Origin of the sequence: Methanosarcina flavescens (assembly GCF_001304615.2) — an archaeon.
In the GTDB taxonomy this organism is placed as follows: Archaea; Halobacteriota; Methanosarcinia; order Methanosarcinales; family Methanosarcinaceae; genus Methanosarcina; species Methanosarcina flavescens.
This window is the reverse complement of sequence record NZ_CP032683.1, coordinates 1852872-1874851: the sequence shown is the minus strand read 5'-3', so window position 1 is coordinate 1874851 and position 21980 is coordinate 1852872. Positions and strand designations below refer to the sequence as shown.

Below are 21980 nucleotides of genomic sequence, written 5' to 3'. Positions count from 1 at the left end.
CAAACATGGGACTATTCATGTATTATTTTATACCTTTGGGAATTCCATGAGGGAGATATGCCGTATATAGGATTAACGAAAGCTACCAGGGTCTGACTACATAGTAAATCTGGAATCTTGATAATGATTTTTGTGATTGCTCATCTATTGCTCATCTTTTACTGAATTTTAGAGCCTTATAAGACCTTCAAAGTCCAATTCCGTTGAGACCTGCAAGGAGAATCTCTCTAGGGTCAAGACCAGTAACATGCATCATAACATAAGCTCCAAGGAAAGTCCCTGTCATGCTTCCTATATTTGCAAAACTTGCAACAAGGAGAACGCGCATGAACCTGTTTTTAAACATTTCACTAAAAGTTTCTATTCCTGCCAGGGCTTTTATATCTTCAGTGGTAGGATTTCGCTGTTTTGCTTCTACAACGCCAGCAAACCAGCCTGCAGCAATTAGCGGGTGCAGAGTGGTTAGCCAGGCAACTGAAAAGGCAGTTAAGACTGAGTAAGGATGCCCTCCTGCAAGCAGAGTGCCAGCTGCACTCAAAGTTCCAGTAATAATGAACCACCACCCAAAAGCCGTCAAAAGAACACTCAGATCAACGCCGGAGAGCAGCAGCAGTAAGAAAAATCCGACTATAAGGCCTACAAAAGCAAAACCTACAACTTTTCCTATTCCTATGCGTTTTTTCGGAATTTCCATAAGGGCATTCAGAGAAGGGACAGTTTTCGGATTCTTGAGATACTTGAACACTCCGGGTTTGTGTCCGGCTCCGATTACCACAACTACAGTTTTGTTTCCACCTGCCGCAACCCTGAGAATGCTCCCTGCAAGGTATGCGTCCCTTTCATCAATAAGAACCTCAGCTGCAGTCGGGGCAAAACCTCTGAGTTCATCTACAAGGGCAGTCACAATGTCCTTATCCGTGATTTTATCGATATCGATCTCAGTCCCTTTTCCTATCCCTATCAGACCGCCCAGCAGAGAGCCGATCATCTTGATTTTCTCCAGGAATCTCATCTTCCCCCAGAAACGCTGGAGTGTCACCTGGATATCTCGGTCAATTAAAGCAACTTTAGCCCCGATAGCTTCAGCTTCTTCGATTGCAGAAAGCATCTCGGCTCCGGGTTTTACCCCCATGTCATCACCGATCTTTTTCTGCACATAGGCAAGCAGCCAGTGAATAATGTAATAGTAAACCTTGCCTTCGGTGAGAATTTCTTTTATCGGAACTTGCTTTTCCTGCACATTACCCTTGAGGGCGTCATACCGTCCCCTGCAAAGTTCAACAGCTACGATATCCGGCTTCAGATTCCTTATAGCATCCTTAACTTCAGCAACACTCTTTTCCGAGACATGGGCTGTCCCTATAAGCACAATTTTTGATGGCTGGTATTCAGCCTGAAAACCATCTGATAACTGGGAAGGCGAGGAAACTGAAACTTTAGAGGCAGAATTAGGAATGGATTCTGCAATAAGTTCAGAGCTTATGTCAAGCCGTGTTTCAAGCTCGTCGGCTTCTACTTCGGGTGCCGGTGCAGAAATTTTGTCTTCCTGTGGCACGTTAATTGAAGAATCAGAAAGTCTAGATTTTCCGGCAGAAATAAAGTTTTCTGCGGATTCGGTCATAAGTTTGTCCATAGAATATATTAACTCCTGAGATGAACTATGAAAACTGTACTCAGGGTCCCTGCCCTGAGAATTTGTAATTCCAGGTTTGTTCATTGTTAATCTCTCTGTTGTGACGAGTTAAAAGTGATGCATGAGAATACATCACTGAAAGATTGTATTTTATCGCATGAATAATTAAGCTCTTCACATAAAATAACCAAGATATAATCTTCACATAAAATAACCAAGTTATAAACAACTTAGCCATAAGCAGATGTTAGCTATAAGCAGATAATTAACCGGTGGTAATAATCTGTAAATTAATATTTTACCGCTTCAGATTTTCCTTCAGGTTTTCCTTCAAGTCTTTCTTCAGGTTTTATCCCTATTTTCTATAGTTCTCATTTTATATAATTCTTTATAAACTATACAATATATTTAATATATTTTCGGAAGATTTTGTTTATTAATATCTTAAGGAAGTAAGATCTTTTGATAAAAATATCTTTTGATGAAAATCTCCTTATTAACCTTTAATGCCCTATAGCCTTTAATGCCCTATAGCCTTTAATGCCTTATAACCTTTAATGAGCATTTATAATATGATATTACTCTGAACGGAGCTTTAGTACCCGTACAAGGTCTGTTCTTGAGAGTATCCCTATTACTGACCCATTGTCAATAACAATAACCCTTCCTATGTTTTTAGATGTGATCAGTTTCAGTACATCACTGGCCTGTGCATCCGGAGGTACCGAGATAACATTTCTACTCATGATATCCGAGACCTGGGATACGGGGCGGTCAATATATGGAATTCGATGGATATCGGTAAATGTTACGATTCCTTTGAGGTTGTCTCCCTCCATTACAGGGTAGCCCATGTGTTTCTTTTCAAACATGAATTTGACCAGATCTTCAACGCTCATGGAAGGACTGACTGAAACCACATCTCTGGTCATAATATCACTCACCAGAATATTTTCTAGCGTCACCTCGGCACGGGTAGAGCGCTCTTCTTCAGATGCACCGACATAGATAAAGAGTGCAATCAAAGGGAACCAGAGATTGTTTATGAGAACTCCGAAAATTGCCATAAGAATAGCAAAAAATTTCCCTACGGTCGCTGCACTCCGGGTAGCCTTCACATAAGACATTCTTCTTGCGTAAAATGAACGAAGCACTCTGCCCCCATCCATTGGAAAAGCAGGTAGCAGATTGAAGATCCCCAGTACAAGATTCATAACTCCAAGAATCCAGATAACTAGGTATACCGGGTTTTGAGAAAGTGCAGGGTTAGGGGAGATCAGGTTTCCATAAATAAATAGGCAGACAAAGCCTATTACAAGACTTGTAAGGGGTCCAGCAGAAGCCATCTTTGCCTCCTCCCCGGGTTTCCTAGGTATCTCTTCCATAGCCGATACGCCCCCAAACAGGAAGAGAGTAATACTCTCAATTTTAACCCCATAACGCATTGCCATGTATGAGTGTGCGAGTTCATGTAAAACGATTGAAGCAAAAAGCAGTATAGCGGTCAGGACTGAAAGAGAATATCTTGTGACAGCCGGCTCAACTCCCTTAAAACCGAAAGGTTGCGGGTTGATTGCAAACACATAAGTAAATATGGGTAGTATGAGAAGAAAAGTTATGTGCAGCATGATAGGTATACCCATCACACTTCCAATTTTCAATGATGATTTCACGAGATAAACACCCCCCATTTTAATTGTTATAACACTGAACAGATAGTTAGCGCTGAGTATGGATTAATGCTAAACGATATCAAAAAGTTTCTGCTTATTAGAAGTTTCTGCTTATTATATCTTTATTAAGTTATGAATTTCTATATTATAAATCTTGACATCAAATTTGAACTTAAATATTAAGTCCAGAATGTCACAAACAGTATTGTTCTCAGGAAATTGGATTTACCCATTCGTTCTGCCACAGATTATCCTGATTCTGCTCACAAGTTTTCCTGGTTTTCCAGTTTCCCTTATTTTCCTCATGAGTCTCCATGATAATTTTCCATTATAGAGTTGTTTGATAAATTTTCTTGAGCGGGCTACCTTGCAAATTTTTCCTCGTAAAGTAGTTTTTAATATTTTCTCTAATAAGGATAGTTGATCCCATTTATTATTTGGCGATAATACTATACATATCTTTATGGGCGATTAGTAATTAGTAAATTATAGGATACTAAGAAGAAATGTAGATGCAAAGGAAAAATGAATGCAGGGAGAATCGGACAAAAGGGTAAAGTTTTAAATTTCTGTTGTTATTTTTTTCAAATCCTGCAGAAATTCTTCTATGTCCCAGGCTGTGTTATGGGGCATGAGAACTAGACGGAGAGATCTGGGAGTACGGGTGATTGAGACATTCCATCCGAATCTTTTAAGGAGTTGTTCTCGAACAAGATCAGGGTTTGGAACTCTCAGAGCAACTACATTCATTATGGGTTCGATCAGAGGTTCGAAACCTAGTTTCCTGGCTTCTTTAACCAGTTTTTCAGTAAGTTGCATACAATACTGTACATTTTTTCTATACCCTTCACGGCCCAGATGTTTCATGACTGCATATGTGGCAGCAGTTGAAGCCCCGCTGCGGGTGCCTGTAAGAGTAAACTGTGCCTTGGTTGTAAGATACGGAGTGTTTACCCTGAGGGAGTCAAGGAAAGAAGGAGATCTAAATAGCAGGGCACCCGATGGGATTGTAGAAAGCCCCATTTTGTGTGGGTCTATCGCAATGGAAGTGACACCTGAAACTTTGAAATCGAATGGCTGTGGGTTTTCAAGGAATGGGATCACAAACCCGCCGAAAGCTGCATCAATGTGAAGGAATAGCTCATTATCAAGAGCAAGTTTTGCAAGTTTCTCGATAGGGTCTATCTGGCCAAATTCTGTAGTTCCTGCTATTCCTACAAGTCCTATAGTGTTTGCATCTATCAGGCTTTCTACAGATGAAATATCCACCTTGAATTCAGAGTCCAGAAGAGCTCTTTTAACCTCAATGCCCATCATATTGGCAACTTTGTCAAACGAGAAATGAGCTGATTCGGGAATAACTATGTTGGGCGTCCCCACTATCTTCTTCTCACCCGCAGTAACCAGATTTTTCATGCCTCTAACAGCCTGGATATTGGATTCCGTACCTCCTGTTGTGAGATAGCCATAAATCGAACCCTTACCGGATTTCCCAGAAGGAATTTTAGCAGACTGAGCATCAACAGATTGAGCATGGAGAAGTTCTCCAAGCATCATAATCACTTCCCTTTCCAGCCTGTGAGCGCCTGCAAAAAGTCCCAAGTCACCGAGGTTAGCCTCAATAAACAGCCTGTGAGCCTCAACCGCAATTTTATGTGGGCGTGTACACATTGAACTTAAAACCTTATAGTAATCTGTATCTTCTGACTTTACATTTTCCAGATAGGAAAATATCTCCTTCTCAGAAAGACCCTTCTCATTCATATGCATAGAGTAAACCAATTTTATTTAAAAGATTTATGGAATATACCTGCTAAAATTACCGGATAACTTAAATGCACTTAAGAGAGCCAAGTCGTGCCTTAAAGATTAAACAGTAGAGAAAAAGTCCCACAAAAAATATGTAATTATTGATAGGATAAGGTAGGAAGATTAACACAGAGATATAATGTAAGGCACTAAAGTAGCAATAAAAGGAGGAGAATCAAGCATAAAAAGAGAATTAAATTGATGAAAACCAATTAAAGAAAGAATTAAAGGATTTAAGGAAATAAGAAGATAAAGAAAATAAAATAAGTATAATGTATAAAGAAACGTATGCGAAAGAAAAGGTATCATGTTTACTTAAAACAGATTTAACGAGAAGAAAGAGTGGCAGATTATCTTAATCATGGAGATGTCTTCTTTAGAGAGGGACCCCTTTATTTCGATTGGAGATTTTTTTTCATGAATAAGTAAAACGAATTTTGAAGAATAAGAAAAATCCTATTTTAAGATCTAAAAAGAATCTGTTATAAAAAAACTAAAATAGTTAACTATATATACTAAAAGTTTTATAACCAAACAACATTATTTTGTCACCAACTAAATAAAACGAAGCTTTATTTTGTTGCTTCAAGCCCTAATGTCCTTTAGTGGAAATCATGGGGTCCGGGAGTTATATAAGCTTTCCAGTAGAAACAAAGGGGTCTTTTCTTATTTTCTTTCACTTTTTTCTATTTTCTTTATTTTTCTTTATTTTCCTATTTCCCTTATTTTCCTATTTCCCTTATTTTTCTTTCACTTTACTCATTTCTTTCATTTTTTATTTTTTCTAATTTTCTCTATCTTAATTTTTCAATTTATCATAAGCAATAAATTCACGCATACTAAATTCACATATAATTCTTATTTTATCTTAAAATTTTTATTCTTTTAACTTAAGAAAAAGAGTAAAAACTTTTCATAACTTCTTCCATGCGAAAAGAAGGATAAAAATTTAACCTCCAGTGGTTATGGAATCAAGAATATTTTGTTTCAAATTAACTGTGTTTCTTGTTATCGTTTTTTGATATATATTTAAAATAAAATCAATCTCCAGTGGAAATAAACGGGTCTATACCATAACAATTAATAACGTGTACTTCCATTGCATCTACTGCAAATATAACTTAAAATTACTTGTTTATATACTAATTTCACCTAAAATTTTGGCTAAAGAAGACCCGGAATAAAGGTTTTCTTCAGGCTTGAGATGCGCTTCAATAAGTAAAATTTTGCCCGCCGTCTTAGGAGCAATTGATAGAAGGTAAGAATTTCAGGCATTAACTATAAGAAATATGTATCTTCTTTCTCTTCCTCCTCATGATCGGGATTTATATGCTTTCTCATAGAAAGCAGAAAAAAAATCATGTAGTAAAAATCCAATGTAGTAAAAATCCAATGTAGTAAAAATCCAACAATCATAAAGTAGAGTTTAGTTTTCGAAGTCTCGAAATAATAATATAGGTTTAAGAATTCTAAATTAAGAATTTGCAGTTAGACGCTCAAATTCAAAATTAAAATTAAACACTCGAAATTAAAAACTAAAATTAAAGTTTATATTAAAAGCCTAAAATTAGAGGTTTAAAATTAGAAGTTCAAAGTGAAATTCTGGAATTAAAAAAACATTCTTTTCCAAATCCCCTTTCAGAAATCTCATTAAAAATCTTATTCATAACGGCTCTGAGGCCCCCCTTTGATCAAAAGCATAACATTGTCTAAAAATATTACCTAAAAATAACTTCACTTAAAAAATATTACCTGAGAATAGTTTGACAGTTATTGTAATATTAATAAAACATGAATATTCAATGCTGTGGGTTTAGAAAATTAAAAACGGAGCCGCCTGTGAAAAATCCTCTTATCTCAGGTAGCTGTAAAACACTTTAAAACAGTAAAACATTAAAAATAGTTGCTGTAAAAGCAAAAATGAAAGTAGTGTGTAAAGGTAGTATACGAGTTATATACTGTGTCAATTAACTGTGTATATCATGATTACTTTATAATCTAATTAACCATGTATATTATATAACTATGTATATTATATAACTATGTATATTATATAACTATGTATATTATATTACTTTATTAATTAACCACATATATTAGTATTATTCAAATTAATTATACGCTGAATATGTCAATTATCCGTGTTAAAAGTAAATAAATGTGCCAATTATCTGTATAAATTATCTGTATAAAAAATGTATATCAACTGTCTTAACCCAAATATATTTGACATCATAAATTTTTATAGAGGATCATCTATGATAAAAGCTCAATCATTAGACGGCTTATTCGAAAAATTACTTGACGGAAAATCAATTTTCAAAAATAAAGAGGTACTTCGGCCTTCTTATACGCCTGATCTTTTGCTGCATAGGAACGAGCAAATTAATGGTCTTGCAACAATCTTGGTTTCTGCACTTCGAGGAGAAACTCCTTCCAATGTGCTGATTTATGGAAAAACAGGAACAGGAAAAACGGCTGTCACTCGTTACGTTGGAAAGGAACTTGAAAGAGTAAGTGAAGACAAATCACTTTTTTGCTCGGTTGTTTATATCAATTGTGAAGTAATCGACACACAATACCGGCTCCTTGCAAATCTTGCCAGACATTTTGAAGAAGAAGTTCCTATGACCGGGTGGCCTACAGATCAGGTCTTCATGAAATTTAAGGAGGCAATTGACTCAAAAGAGCAGGTAATTATCATAATTCTGGACGAAATCGATAAGCTTATCAAAAAAGGTGACGATGTCCTTTATAATCTATCGAGAATCAATACAGATTTGCGGAAAGCCAAAGTCAGTATGATTGGCGTCTCAAACGATCTGAAGTTCACTGAGTTTCTGGATCCCAGGGTTAAAAGTTCCCTGGGTGAAGAGGAACTCATTTTCCCTCCATATGATGCTGAACAGATCAGTGATATCCTGAAACAAAGGGCAAAGATGGCTTACACTGACGGCGTTCTAGGTGAAATGGTAATTCCCTTATGCGCTGCTTTTGCAGCCCAGGAGCACGGTGATGCAAGGCGTGCGCTTGACCTCCTTCGGGTATCAGGAGAAATTGCAGAACGGGAAAACCAGCCCCAGGTTCTTGAAGAGCATGTCAGACGTGCTCAGGAAAAAATCGAAATCGATCGCGTGGTCGAAGTAGTAAGGACCCTTCCTACCCAGTCCAAACTCGTACTCTACAGCATTATTCTGCTGCGGAGCCGGGGCAGAGAAGGTAAGAATGTTACGACAGGCGAGATGTACAATGTCTACCGCCAGCTCTGCCATCACATTGACGTAGATATCCTTACACAACGCAGGGTTACCGATCTCATGTCCGAGCTTGATATGCTGGGCATAGTCAATGCAGTGGTTGTAAGCAAAGGTCGTTACGGCAGGACTAAAGAAATTTCCCTGAGTGTTCCGGTAGAAAACACTCGAAAAGTACTCCTTGAGGATTACAGGCTCAAACCCCTGGTGGATTTTAAAACATCCGTTTTTAGCAAGATGTTTTCATGAGGGTCTTCCCCTCTTATCTCTATCCTGATTTTTTCCTGACACAGCGTTGATTCCTTACTTTTCAAGTTTTCCCTCAGCCACTCTTAATTGCTCTTACTTCAGGCTTTGTCCTTTCTAAACTTTCAACTCCCAATATTCTTTAACTCTCAATATTTTTAGTTTTCCCTGTTCTGGCTTATTTTCCAATTAATCAAGCGCAAGTTTTCAGGAAATAATATATATGATCCTGTGGTTTGACTAGAATCGTAACTAGAGTCGTATCAACTATGCAGTTAACGTATGGACTTATGCATCTAATATATAGGCTTCATTATTCAAGCTACTACTCAGTTATGGTTCAAATCCTGCTCACTTTGTAATTAAAATTTGATGACAGCCAGATTCTTATTTAAATCCAATGGCTCAATAATTCAAATCTAATGCCTGGTGTTTAACTTATTAACACAAATATAATGATTCGGTAGTTTAACTTATTAATGTAAATTTAATAAGTCAATGAAAGCAGCTCAGTCAATGAAAGCAGCTCAGTCAATGATAACAGTTCATCCAATGATAACAGTTCAGTTACTGATAACAGTTCAATCATTGATAACAGTTCAATCATTGATAACAGTTCAATCATTGATAACAGTTCAATCATTGATAACAGTTCAGTCAATGATTCAGGACTAACAGTCAATTTAATAACTTAAGTCTAATTATTCAAGTTTAAAAGGTAATTTTTTATGAAAATAATAGCATTCGTAGGCATGCCAGCGTCTGGAAAATCCGAAGCTGCTAAAATTGCCTCTGAGATGGGTATTCCCGTTGTTAATATGGGTGACGTAATCCGGAAGGAAGTTCTAAGGCGCGGGCTTGAGCCCAACGATTCCAATACCGGGATGGTTGCAACACAGCTTCGTAAGTGTGAGGGCATGGATGCAGTTGCCATACGCTGCATTTCTCAAATCTATGAAACAGGTTCTGACCTCATTGTTGTGGATGGGGTACGCGGGATTGCTGAAGTGGAATGTTTCAGGCGAGAATTCGGAGAAGGTTTCATCTTGATTTCCATTTACGCTCCTATCGAAGTTCGTTTCTCCAGAATCAAGAAACGAGGCCGAAGTGATGATATGGACAGTATAGAAGGGCTCCGCCGTCGGGACGAGCGAGAACTCGGCTGGGGTATGGGGGAAGCTATAGAAGCATCCAATGTCGAAATTGAAAATAATTTCACTCTGGAGACTTTCAGAAAGGATGTTATTGAAGTTTTGAGCAACTACTTAGGAAAGAGCCCACAGAATAAATCTTAAAATGGGATAGAAAAATAATTTTTCTGAACAGACTACGAAATTAATTTCCTGAACGAAATATACTATAGGTATGATCTTCTGAACGAAATAGATGGTAGGTACGGAGACAATCCATTTTTTAATTCATTGGAGCGGACTTATGATACGAGTTAAAGTTTCAACAGCTGTATACCCTACGGAAGATCCGGAAAAGGTTATTAAAGCTATTTCATCCCTTTTTAATGACATCAAACTCAGAAAAGAAGTTATTAAAACCACAGGACCTGAAACAGAGGCTTCTCCTTCTTTTTTCTTTTCAGCTGAGGGAGGAATTGAGATCTTACATACTCTGCATGGGCTAATTCGCAGAGAAGAAATCATAGATAGTGTTCGCAACAAAGCTTTCATTAAAGGCTTATCCAGTGATGGGCTTTCGATCCGGTTTTTACTCAACAAACAGGCTGCTATTGTCGGAGTTCCCAGTATTCCTGCACAGGAAGAACCTCTCGGATCTATCGAAGTTATTATCAGAACTGACTCCCAGGAAGAAATGGAAAGACTTTTTGAATGGCTTTTACCTCTTACTGAAGAAGGAAAACCTGTTGTTGAAGTAGAGATGGACTATGTGCAAAGAGATTGAGGAGTTTAAGTTTTAGCGGTTCATTCACATTCAGTTAAATATATCTCAATTCGCGCCCACAGACGTATTGATAAATGAAAAGGAATGAAGTTTTGTTATGCAATTGCAGAGAATAAGCTATTCGTCGCGCGCAGTCGTTGAAGACCCTTTCAAGTGGGCTTACACGCTTGAGGATCACGGGTATACCGGTTGGGAGATCGTACAGGAAGGGTCTCAATGCCTGAATAGCAAGAACATCCAGAATTTAAAAAACATAAGCGAAACCACTGGCCTTGAGTTAACTCTGCATCTGCCTTTCTCAGATATGAATCTGGCAGGTCTGAATAACTCAATCAGGGCAGAGGTGATCAGGCAAATGAAACATTTTCTGACTCTTGCCTCTAACTATGTTAATCTGGCTGTAATTCACCCAGGTTATCTTTCCCCTTATGGTGTGCAGGTTCCGCAGGAAGCTTATTTTACCAATCTTGCCTCTCTCCAGGAGATTTGTGATTTTGCAGCAGATTTTGGAATCCTAGTTGCCGTTGAAAATATGCCTGATCTGCCGAAAATTTTCGGGAAGTATCCTGAAGAAATACTAGAAATGCTAGACTCTATTGGAAGCCATAACGTTGGCTTTACTTTTGATGTCGGTCATGCGAATACAGTTGGGCTTATTGACGACTTCCTTGACCTTCTTACAGAAAAAATCTCCCATGTACATATCCATGACAATATGGGCAAAAAAGATGAACACCTTCCACTGGGTAAAGGAACAATAGACTGGAAACGAGTTATGGAAAAGCTTTCTGATTATAAAGGAATTTTTGTTACCGAAGTGAGTTCGGTAGAAGAAGGAATCGAAAGTCTTGAGTTTTTAAGGAACCTGTGATTTTCAGGCCTCATTTCTTAAGGAATATAATCCTACTTTTTTATTTGTTTCCTTCATTCAGATTACTCTCTTTCCTCCAGCCCTCTTTCTTTCAGGTATCTGACCCAGTCGCCATGCTCGATCTTTTCTGACTCGGGCTTCTCATCATAAACATAAATAAAACCTTTGAGCTTCTGTTCACCAACCTCAAGATCCACATATTCTCTGTGGTATCCTCCGAAGAGTTCAATATAATCAATTGTTCTGGCGACCTCAAGTTGCTGTTTTCCTGAAAACCTGCGCACCTCAGCTATGACATAGGAATCCTCTTCTGAAGGGTAGACGCCAGGATAGGGACCCAGAGAGTAAAGAGAGTATCCTCTCACTTTTGTTGTGCCCAGGAATTCTGACCTGTTCGGTAGGTCGAAACGCCTGCTGTTGTAAAGACCATTTCTGAGGCTGCCGTATAGTGCCATAATAAGCTCCTCACCTTCCAGCCTCTCATAAGAACGCTGCCAGCAGACATTTCTGTGAAAAACGTGCCCATAAAAGGTTCTGTCCCTTACCTTATTTTCTCCGTTTTCATGTATGGTTCCCTTTTTTCCTAAGTCGTTTTCCATATTATTACCTTTTATTCCCTTAAAAAATAATTTAAGGAAGCTTGGGGAAGCCGTAGCCTGCAAACCGCTGGGGTAGATCGAGGTTTGCCAGCAGGAAACGGTCCTCTCTGCTATAAGCTACTTTTTTATTGCCTGAAAGTTCCATCACACAGGTACTGCCAGGCTTTACTTCTTTAACTTCCTGACCATCAACCAGAATCTTTTCCACACGCACGGGTTCGGACTGCAGACCAACAAAGAGATGAAGCACACCTGAGGTCTCAATTGCGCGCGTAAATTTTGAGATGGTGCATTCAAGGATATAGTCAGTACTTACAATTTCCTTATCAGAGATAATAAATCCCCTTTCGATATCTTTGGCCTGCACGTTTTTAAGGCGCATCCCAACTCTGGTGCCTGTGGGTGCGCTGTCAATATCAACATCATGGCTCTGAATCGACCTGATTTCAATATCCCTGTCCAGAGGGAAAATTTTGGTCTTGTCCTTATCTTTTGAGATTCCCTGTTTGACAACACCAAGAACAACACAGCCTTTTCCAGTAACATTGAAGGCATGGTCTATAAACACCCTGGCAGGCAGGTTATTCAACTCAGCCTGTTCAGCTTCGATCTTTTCCGAAATCCCGTTAATTCTGGCTTTAAGATCTTCCATACCTTCAAAAGGATTTTTTGCACCTTTATTGGTATTCAGGGAAATGCATTCCCAGTCCTGGAGAGAAATGCCCGCAGTCATTAGTTTTATTTTCTTTTTCAGCTCATCGATCGCATGCATATGGGTACTGTCGGACTTTGTCAGGGCAATTATTCCATGCTTGAAACCGAGCAGATCCAGGGCAACAATACATTCTCCTGTATGAACACTTGCAGGATTGTCCCTGTCCAGGCCGTCAGGAGGGATGCAGAGAATCGCCATGTCCGAAATATTCAGTGCCGTAATCAACGGCTTTATGGCTTTAGGATAGCCGTGAGGATCCACAAAAACCATTTTCCGACTTTCCTTATCGTTATTGTACATAGTTATGTCGGAGGATGTCCCTTTTTTCCCCAGGTTTGCGGCAAGGGAAGTTCTTCCACTTTTTTCTGCCCCGATAATTGCAAGATTTGTCATACTGGATCCCTTTTTTAGTTCTTTAAATTGCTATATTTAAAAACTGTTTAAATGTAAGTTATTTTATTATTATGAGTTATTTTGTAAGTGCGAATTGTTTTATAAGTGAGAATTGTTTTATGCAACTCTGAGACCTTAGTGATATTACAACTTTGAAATTTGCATCTGGTATAATTATACTGTAATATATTTCTTTTCGAAGCATTTTGAAAAAGGGTCTCAAGACTTCAAAGCTCGAGAATAACATTCTGAGGAAAGAATTACCACGTCTCACCCTGCAAGATTGCATGAGTTTTATCATTGGTGCTCTTATTAATTTTCCTTATAACTATCCGATACTCTTCTCCAATCGGTTGAGGCTCTTCAAAAACTGCATCGATCCCTAGTCTTTTAAGGTAGTCCTCGAAATCGGCTGCGGTTTTTAAGTCACTCACCCTTATCCTTACCTCCTCATATAGCCTTTGACCGTTTTTCACACTTCTTATGGATTCTCTGAGAGGACCCAATATGCTTTTTCCAAGTTTCATGCAGCGTTTTTCAAATTCGGTCTCGCCTTCGTCCCATTCAACTGTCTGGAAGCCTTCTCTGACAATCCGGGAAAGCATGTAATCTCTGCCTGTTTCATTGTAAAACTTAAAGGCGTGTCTGAGATCCGAACAATTACTCTGTGAAGAAGTATATTTTAACGGGGAAAGAATCATGTCTGGGTCCTTTATTACAACACCCTCATGCTCTATTTCCCCAAGTTTCCGGATAATTTTTTCAATTTCTTCAGCAGCAGTTTCCAGCGGGAACTCATTGAAAAACCTTACCTGGGAAAAACCATATTTCTTCAGGATTTCCTGCTTCCTTTTTATTGGAAGAGGTTCACCGCTGTTTTTCTTCCGAATATCAAAGATATAAAATTCTACAGATTCGACATCATAGACTTCTTTTGGAACATATGGGTTATCAGGTCCTACCATTTCTCCGTAAAGTACAAACTCTGGGAAATCTTCAAAGAATTTCAGGTTCAATTTTTCCTTTGCTTTTTGAGTCGTATAAGGGCAGATATATCCGCTTCGTGTAATTGCAAGGATCTCATCTTTTGCAATCGCTATACGGACATTATATCCATTCATTTTTTCTTCCACGGCTACTTTTTCAAGGCCACTGAAGTGTTTTTTAATCGTAGGATCCAGCACCATAGCTCGTCGGATTTTCGGAAAGCCCATAATGGTTTCGAAAGAACTGTCCTTCTCATAAAGTACTGTTCCTCTCTCGATATGGGAAATTTCCTTATCGAAACGGAGCAAATTTTCATATTTTCCCCAGTTTCGGGCGAGATAACTCTTCTCAAAAAGACGCTGAACCCTTTCCTTATTAAACCCCAGGTAACTGGTAATCCGAGCTACAAATTCAGGATCTATTTCTTCATTCCCATCTCTTTTCATGTTTATTTATCTGTTCTCAGCCCTGAAATAAATTATCATTCTCAGGCATATATTCGGAACATGTCTTCAAATCAGGTATATTCTATAATAGGCTATTTTTCAGGAAATAAATTGAAAAATACTAGGAAATGACCGTACATAAAAAATCTTTTTAAGTATTCGGTTCTAATCTGTTTCTAATCCTGTTTTATTTGAGCTTGCAAAAAAATTGGAGATTGTAAAATGGCAGATGAAATCGACTACCAGATTATGGGCGACGATATGCAGATTGTTGAAATCGAGCTCGATCCTGAAGAAGCCGTCCAGGCAGAAGCCGGGGCTATGGCTTATATGGGACCAGGAATCCAGATGCAGACAAGCATGGGTAATGAAGGAGGTGGACTTTTCGGAGGCTTGAAAAAAGGACTTAAACGAGTGCTTACAGGAGAAAGTTTCTTCATTACAAACTTTATCCATAGGGGTTCCGGGAAAGGGCATGTAGCATTTGCAGCTCCATATCCGGGCAAGATTATTCCTATTGACCTTACTAAGTTTGGAGGCAGCCTCCTCTGTCAGAAAGACTCATTTCTCTGTGCAGCTCGCGGGGTAGAAGTGGAAGTCGCTTTCACCCGCAAGCTCGGAGCAGGGCTATTCGGTGGTGAAGGTTTTATTCTTCAGAGACTGAAGGGTGACGGCCTGGCTTTTCTCCATATTGGAGGTACAGTCATAAGAAAGGATCTGGCACCTGGCGAGACATACCGTGTCGATACGGGCTGTGTGGCAGCTTTCACCGAAACTGTGACCTATGATATAACCTGGTCAAGGAATTTTAAAAATGCTCTCTTCGGCGGTGAAGGAGTTGTCCTTGCAACCCTTACAGGTCCGGGCACAGTATATATGCAGAGCCTGCCTTTCTCCCGCCTCGCTGACAGGATCTTTGCAGCTTCTGCCTACGGTCGTAACCGGGAAGAACAGAGCGGCATTCTTGGAAGTGATGTCTTTGGAGGTTTGATTGGTGGAGATAAAGCATTTTAAAACGCAAGATAGTTGTAAGACCAAAAAATCACACTAAAACAGAAATTACTGTAAAATAGAATTCGCTGCAAAACAGGACTTGCTGCAAAATAGAGTTTGCTGCAGGATAGAACCCGCTGCAAAATGGGGTCCACTATAAAACGGAAATCATTAAGAAATGAGAAATCAATCTAAAGGAAATTTTAGAAATTGAAAAAGGCCTGCCTTAATAGAACAGGCCTTCTCTTAATTATTTTCTTTCTCTTAATTATTTGATTTAGTGCCTTAATTAAGTTTTTTCTGGCTCAGTTTTTCTGGATTTGAGCTTATTCCTCAATTGTATTTATTATATTCCTCCGGGCCAGGAAACCAACAAGTTCCTCTTCCAGGTTAAGGACCGGAACACCTCCGACATCGTGTTCTATCATTATCTGGACAGCTTCTGCAAGAGGGGTATTGGTATAGACACTTACGACACTGCGGGTCATAATGTCCCCTACCAGCAGGTTCCTTATCCTTGAATCTTGCTGGTTGTCAGCTACCAGGTCTCTGAAAGAACGCATGGCAAAGGCAATGTCGTCCTCAGCAATAATACCTACGAGTTTTCCATTTTCAATTACTGGCAGCCTTCCCACATTCTTATCAAGAATAAGCCTTCTGGCGTGGCTCACTCTGTCAGATGGGCTGACAACGATAGGGTTTTTTTCCATTACTTCCCCAACAAAGCCTGCGAAGTGGTTTATTTTCATGAATTCCTGAGGTGTTACCCAGCCCAGGGCGTTTCCGTTATCAGTGACAATAATTACGCCACTTTTCTTTTTCATCAGGGTAAGGGCATCCCTGATATCAGTATCGGGCAGAACCTTTACAAAGTTGTCGGATACGGCTGTTGCAACATGCAGAGAGGATGCAGGTTTGCTCAGTTTCTTGCGAGTTCCGAGCTGCTCTGTCAGACTTCTCATTGTAAGTACACCGAGTACCTGATCGCCGTTGACTACTAGCAGGCGTTTTGTATCCTTCTTTTCCATAAGGTCTAGGGCGTGAGATATGGTGTCTGACTTGCTAATTTTATATGGCTGTACCATTATGTCTTTAACTTGCATGCAATTCACCTCATGCGTATCCAGAATTTTGAATTATACTTTTTCGCAATTTTTGCGTGTTTTCTTCATCCGTTTTCCTGTGCTTTAATTTTGCATCTTTCTCTTACTTTTTGCCGATTTATTAGCTTCTATATCGATATTTTTTATGCAGCATGTACCTCGCACTACATCAGAGGATGGCTTTCATAATGTCGGTTCTGCTTAATATGCCCACTATATCTTCTCCGTCACTGACAGGTAGCGCAGTCAGTCCTTCTTCAATCATTTTTTTTGCGGCTGCACTGACGTTTTCATTTACGTCAATGGAAACTATCGGAGAAACCATAATGTCTTCTGCAGTCAAAGGCACCTCTTTTACGTATCTATAGGTCTTCTGGCCCCCAGGGGAAGATCTACGAGTCATTTTTATGTTTTTTGTGGAAAGTTCGCCCTGAAAGTCAGTTAAGAGGTTTAAAGCAAGGCTTTTGCTGGAAATAATCCCCACTGGTTTTCCTGCATCATCTTTAACGACTACTCTTTCGATCTCATTTCTGTTCATTTCGTCAATTACATGGTTGATAGTATGATGTCTGTGAACAGAAATGATGTCCTCCGTCATTAATTTGGAGATTTTTGTTTTTATTTCCTCGTCGTTTTCCGCAACATAGCGCACAAGATCTGTCCTGGTTACAATGCCTACAATATCGTTCTTTACTACCGGAATGTTATGCACCCTGTTCTCAAGCATTAAGGCAGCTGCCTGGGAAATAGAGGCTTCGGGATAGATGGTAATAACCGATTCAGTCATCAATAACTTGATAGGCACCTGGTCTATTGGCCTCCTCCTCCAGAGGGGTTCGGCCTGAGCCAGCCGGTTAACGATATCTGATTTTGTGACGATTCCCACCATCTTGCCCTCGTTGAGGACAAGCAACGTACTGATTTTATGTCTTAACATCAGTTTTCTCGCATGTGACACGGGCTCATCTTCATTTATAACATACACAGGTGAGCTCATGATGTCCGCCACGTTCATGAAGTACCTCCTTCACTTTCACAATATATAAGTATCGATAATTATAGTTTTTGAATTGATTGCAGACTTCACAATTTTTAGCTATATACGCTAAAGTTTTAGAGAAGTAACATACGCTTTTTGTTGAAGTGAGGGCTAACTTGAAAAAATTCTGTTCAAAATGAGCCACACTTCAAAATCCTGAACATTCAAAGTCGAGTTACTTCTCAGTCTATCTACTAGGGAATCTTCTTTCCTCCAAAACTTCTGAAAACTTAAGCTCTCTAAAGATTAAATCCGAAAACCTTCGGACCTATTCTAATTCCGGGTCTATTGTAATTCCAGTTCTTACACTCCAGATCCAGTTCTTACACTTCAGATCCAGTTCTTACACTCCAATTTCACTAAACTGCATCAAATTCCGGGATAGTTTGAGGACGTTTGGGACAGTTTTTCGTCAATTTTTGCCAGCTCGAACTGTCCCGCATCGCTTCAAACTAACAGGGATTGGTTCCAATCAATTCATTGTCTTCCGGAATTCATTCAAGCGATCTCAGGAAATCCCTTTCAGTAATGATGCCACGGAGCACCCCATCCTCCAGAACCGGGAGTGAACCTATCTTTTTCTCAAGCATTATTTCCATTGCCTTTCCCAGGTCTGTCCCCGGTCCAGTCCATATCAGTTCTTTTGAGACGATAGATCCTACAGGCTGGTCAAGTGCTTCATGAATATTTCCTGTTGTCAATTTGGTGAAAGCATCTCCTCTGCCAAGGAAATGGACAATATCAGAGGCAGTGACAATTCCCGCAAAGATCCCATCCTTAACTACAGGAAGCCTTCGGAGTCTGTTATTTACCATTACTCTTGCTGCCTGACCAATAGGTGTATCGGTTGATACCATCTTGACATTCTCGGTCATGTACTCATCAACAGTCCGATTTGTCACAAGCCCGCCCATCAGCTCAATTGCATTCCTTTCGGTAAAGATTGCAACAACCTGCATGTTATTATTCACAATTGGCAGTCCGCCTGTCCTTCTTTCGAGCATCATTGAGACTGCATCTTTAAAGTCGGCCTGGTCATTGAGATAAGGAATATCAGTTTCCATTATTTGCCTTACTTCGGCATTGATTGCAGCCAGAAGGTTACCTTTAAAGCGATTCTCAACAAGCAGGTTCTTTTTGCCACCCCCCAGAAAATCGATAATGTCCACGGAAGTAACCACCCCTTCCAGTCTTCTCGTTCCGGCGTCTGTAATAGGAATGCGCCGGAACCTCCTCTCAGTCATAATTCTGATTGCTTCCATGATTGTTGCGGTAGGAGGGAGGGTTACTACATTTCTTGTTGCCAGGGCCAGGATCTTTCCCTCATGTTCTGAAATACGGGATTTAAACTCAGGACCTATTCGCATAGTGCCCATGCTGCTAATCGTATGCGGGTCTTTGTGCTGCGCTTTCTTGGACTTGCTCACACCTGGCTGAACTTTCATCTTATCGACGGACGAAAATGTATTATTTCTGTTCAATAGGATCACCGAATTCGAGTTACAGTTAATTGCTTTTTTCATATTCCGTTTCTTTTTCTTTCTGTCTTGCAGAAATTTACCTGAAGTCCACAGTTCAATTTTTAGCAGGCACGGGTTTGCTCCTGGAAAAAATAAAACCTGAAAGCAATTTCTCCCGAATCTTTCCTAGAAGTTTCCTTTATTTGTGAATTTATAATTATTATTAATGATGATCTTTGATGTTATAATCTTTTTGCGTGAAAATACGCAACTGCTTCTCAGGTTAATTCTCTGTCAGTTGTTGCCTTCAGTTAGTCGCTATATCTTCACCAAAGATATCCCATATAATTTCTTTCAAAAGCGATTATCGAGGAGTTTTTCGGGCCATACATTGACAATAGATTCCAGAAGATCCTGTCTATCAACGATTCCGGAAACTCTACCCTTTTCATTTACTATGGTAACTCTTCCGATATCATAGCGAACAATCATCTCAATTGCACTCTGGACTGAGTCATTTTCAGAAAGTGTATAGGTAGGAGTTGACATTACCCTCTCAACTTTCGGGCTGTCATTAGGCCTTGTACGTCTTTCGTCTTCAACTTCAATACGGACTGCACCTGATTTGATTATGTCCCTTCTGGTTATCATTCCAATGGGCTCGCCCTTCTTTGAGACAACAGGAATACCCGTATAATCTGTCTCAAGCATATGCCCCCAAACCGTGTTAACTTTGTCCTCTGGCGAACAGGTTTTGACTTTTTTTGTCATTATAGCCTCCAGTGTCCTGGGAACATTTTTTGGGACTTCCACATTTCTAAGAATATCCACACTGCTGAGAATTCCAATAACGGTGCGGTCCGTAGTTGACTTAACAACCGGAACTCTATTTTGCTTTGATTCTACCATTAACTTTGCAGCCTTCATGATATCCATATCTGGGGTGATTGTAGGAGACTGGCTTGCATACCCCCCTACTGTGATATTTGAGCGTGTAGATGTAACCCTCAAGATATCCTGGTCGTTCAACATTCCAACAAGCCTGTTCTCTTCGTCAATAACAACGAGGCTTCGAAGAAGGTGGTTTCGCATCAGCTGACGGGCATGAGTAACAAAGTCCTCCTCTTTGATGCTCACAGGCTCTTCTGACATAATCTCGCTAACGTTCATTGCTTACCTTCCTATACTCCCTTTAGAAAAGAATTTCTGGAAATTACTATTTCAAGATTATATTCAAGATTATATATTACTCGTAATTTTCCCCTATTTCTTCCCGACATCTTCCACATAAGTACTGTCCATTCACTAATCTAAGGTCATATGAGAAAGTATAACAGGATTCACATATACCCGAGGGAAAATCTTCTGACTCTGAAATCTCTTCAATTGATGGGACAGATAGTAGAGCCTCTCTATTCATATCAATAAGATCTTTAAGAATAGTACTAAGTCCAGGTGTTACCATCAGGATATCAGTATTCGAAATTACTCCTATTACTGTTCTGTCTTCCAAAACTGGCAATCTTTTAATGTTTGCTTTTAACATAATTTTGGAAGCTTCTGCAATACTTTTTTCGGGTTCTATAGTTATAAGAGGACTTGAGAGAATATCCTCCGCTCTCACTTCATCTGGTTTTCTGTTTTCTGTAACAATACCTTTTACCAGATCCCTTTCAGTTATGATGCCCATAGCCTTACCATTCTCAGTGATAATAACGCTTCCTGCATCACGACCGACCATCTCTCTTGCAATAGCAGGAATATCTGAGTCGATGTCCATTACTATGACTGCCTTGTTCATAGCTTGAGCAACCGAAACTTTACCGACATCCCTATTGTGGATACCAGCATATCTTCCCCTGTCAGCCTCTATATCCTGTTCATGCCGACAGTTTCCGCATAAATACCTGCCGTCTAGGTACCTGAGGTCAATGGAAATAGAGTCACAGGATTCACATACATTTATTCTGGAATTTTTTAAATCTGGGATCTCGTCTCTTGGTGGAATGGAGAGGAGAGCGTCTCTATTCATTTCAATAAGGTCTTTAAGAATAGTATTAAGTCCAGGTGTTACCATCAGGATATCAGTATTCGAAATTACTCCTACTACTGTTCTGTCTTTCAGGACTGGCAGCCTTTTAATATTTGCCTTTAACATGATTTCGGAAGCTTTTATTATATCAGTTTCAGGCTCTATAGTTATAAGAGGGCTTGAGAGGACTTCCTCCGCTTTCACTTCATCTGGTTTTCTGTTTTCTGTAACAATACTTTTTACAAGATCTCTTTCAGTTATGATGCCCGTAGCCTTACCATTCTCAGTGATAATGACGCTTCCTGCATCACGACTGACCATTTCCCTTGCAATAGCAGGAATATCTGAGTTGATATCCATTACTATAACTGCTTTATTCATAACTTCAGCAACTGAGAGCTCTCTTTCAATCTCTCTGTTGTGAATGCCAGCATATTTTCCATTATCAGCATCCATGTCCCTCTCAGGTCCATCTGCCATTTACTGCCGTTCCCCCTTCCGTTCCAAACTCCGGCAATTCAATATAAAATTCACGATACAAAAGCTCATCTCAGGCTTCCAGTTTCCTTTGGAAAAAGATTTCAGACTACTTTAGTCTTCCCTCCGGTTCAGATCCTGCAATAATTAGCTTTTTGAAGGTGACATTCCGGTAAATCCTTAGTTTTCGGATTTATTTCTTTTGTCTCCTCAGTTTTCGGATTTATTTTTTTTGTCCGCTCCCTCTAAGTGTCTTCCCCACACTTTTCGGATGTTTTTGTGACACTTATATATATGAGTCAATGGTACATAACGATAACGGCATTTGCTTTTTTT

General features: G+C 39.4%; 16 protein-coding genes. 5 read left to right on the top strand and 11 right to left on the bottom strand.

Going from position 1 to position 21980, the window contains the following annotated elements:
* Positions 1-187: 187 nt before the first annotated feature.
* The 3 genes from AOB57_RS08325 to mfnA all read right to left on the bottom strand — a co-directional run bounded on the left by AOB57_RS08325 (position 188) and on the right by mfnA (position 5070).
* Entirely contained in the window at positions 188-1717 is a 1530-nt protein-coding gene (locus tag AOB57_RS08325; protein ID WP_054299002.1) for a TraB/GumN family protein, read from the bottom strand.
* Positions 1718-2211: 494 nt separating this feature from the next.
* The gene (locus tag AOB57_RS08320) at positions 2212-3306 is read right to left on the bottom strand and encodes a CBS domain-containing protein (protein WP_054299003.1); all 1095 of its coding nucleotides are present in this window, start codon (positions 3304-3306) and stop codon (positions 2212-2214) included.
* Positions 3307-3867: 561 nt separating this feature from the next.
* On the bottom strand, positions 3868-5070 hold the full coding sequence (gene mfnA / locus AOB57_RS08315) for a tyrosine decarboxylase MfnA (protein ID WP_054299040.1): 1203 nt from the start codon (positions 5068-5070) through the stop codon (positions 3868-3870).
* Between the two features lie 2303 nt (positions 5071-7373).
* On the opposite strand from mfnA, the gene AOB57_RS08310 reads away from it, so the two are divergent.
* From AOB57_RS08310 to AOB57_RS08295, 4 genes are all read left to right on the top strand, one after another.
* Positions 7374-8618, top strand: coding sequence for an ORC1-type DNA replication protein (locus AOB57_RS08310; RefSeq protein ID WP_054299004.1), 1245 nt, complete (start codon positions 7374-7376; stop codon positions 8616-8618).
* Between the two features lie 725 nt (positions 8619-9343).
* Complete coding sequence (locus AOB57_RS08305; protein WP_054299005.1) at positions 9344-9910, top strand: dephospho-CoA kinase; 567 nt, start codon at positions 9344-9346, stop codon at positions 9908-9910.
* A gap of 139 nt (positions 9911-10049) precedes the next feature.
* Entirely contained in the window at positions 10050-10529 is a 480-nt protein-coding gene (locus tag AOB57_RS08300) for an RNA-binding domain-containing protein (RefSeq protein WP_054299006.1), read from the top strand.
* 97 nt (positions 10530-10626) lie between these two features.
* On the top strand, positions 10627-11400 hold the full coding sequence (locus tag AOB57_RS08295) for a sugar phosphate isomerase/epimerase family protein (protein ID WP_054299007.1): 774 nt from the start codon (positions 10627-10629) through the stop codon (positions 11398-11400).
* Positions 11401-11462: 62 nt separating this feature from the next.
* Here the strand turns inward: AOB57_RS08295 and AOB57_RS08290 are convergent, their stop codons facing one another.
* The 3 genes from AOB57_RS08290 to AOB57_RS08280 all read right to left on the bottom strand — a co-directional run bounded on the left by AOB57_RS08290 (position 11463) and on the right by AOB57_RS08280 (position 14540).
* The gene (locus AOB57_RS08290; RefSeq protein ID WP_054299008.1) at positions 11463-11999 is read right to left on the bottom strand and encodes a gamma-glutamylcyclotransferase family protein; all 537 of its coding nucleotides are present in this window, start codon (positions 11997-11999) and stop codon (positions 11463-11465) included.
* A gap of 31 nt (positions 12000-12030) precedes the next feature.
* Complete coding sequence (locus AOB57_RS08285) at positions 12031-13107, bottom strand: hypothetical protein (protein WP_054299009.1); 1077 nt, start codon at positions 13105-13107, stop codon at positions 12031-12033.
* Between the two features lie 260 nt (positions 13108-13367).
* On the bottom strand, positions 13368-14540 hold the full coding sequence (locus AOB57_RS08280) for an RNA ligase (protein WP_054299010.1): 1173 nt from the start codon (positions 14538-14540) through the stop codon (positions 13368-13370).
* A 222-nt stretch (positions 14541-14762) separates the two neighbouring features.
* Here AOB57_RS08280 and AOB57_RS08275 point away from each other — a divergent pair, with 222 nt between their 5' ends.
* Positions 14763-15554 (top strand): TIGR00266 family protein, encoded by a 792-nt coding sequence (locus AOB57_RS08275; RefSeq protein WP_054299011.1) that lies wholly within the window; start codon positions 14763-14765, stop codon positions 15552-15554.
* A 305-nt stretch (positions 15555-15859) separates the two neighbouring features.
* On the opposite strand, the gene AOB57_RS08270 is transcribed toward AOB57_RS08275, so the two are convergent.
* The 5 genes from AOB57_RS08270 to AOB57_RS14530 all read right to left on the bottom strand — a co-directional run bounded on the left by AOB57_RS08270 (position 15860) and on the right by AOB57_RS14530 (position 21647).
* A complete protein-coding gene (locus AOB57_RS08270) occupies positions 15860-16636 on the bottom strand; it encodes a CBS domain-containing protein (protein ID WP_193726261.1) in 777 nt (258 codons plus the stop codon).
* A 169-nt stretch (positions 16637-16805) separates the two neighbouring features.
* Positions 16806-17651, bottom strand: a complete 846-nt coding sequence (locus tag AOB57_RS08265) for a CBS domain-containing protein (protein ID WP_054299013.1) — start codon at positions 17649-17651, stop codon at positions 16806-16808.
* Positions 17652-18169: 518 nt separating this feature from the next.
* Positions 18170-19165 (bottom strand): CBS domain-containing protein, encoded by a 996-nt coding sequence (locus AOB57_RS08260; RefSeq protein WP_054299041.1) that lies wholly within the window; start codon positions 19163-19165, stop codon positions 18170-18172.
* A 324-nt stretch (positions 19166-19489) separates the two neighbouring features.
* Positions 19490-20305, bottom strand: a complete 816-nt coding sequence (locus tag AOB57_RS08255; protein WP_054299014.1) for a CBS domain-containing protein — start codon at positions 20303-20305, stop codon at positions 19490-19492.
* A 76-nt stretch (positions 20306-20381) separates the two neighbouring features.
* On the bottom strand, positions 20382-21647 hold the full coding sequence (locus tag AOB57_RS14530) for a CBS domain-containing protein (RefSeq protein ID WP_226999445.1): 1266 nt from the start codon (positions 21645-21647) through the stop codon (positions 20382-20384).
* Positions 21648-21980 lie beyond the last annotated feature (333 nt).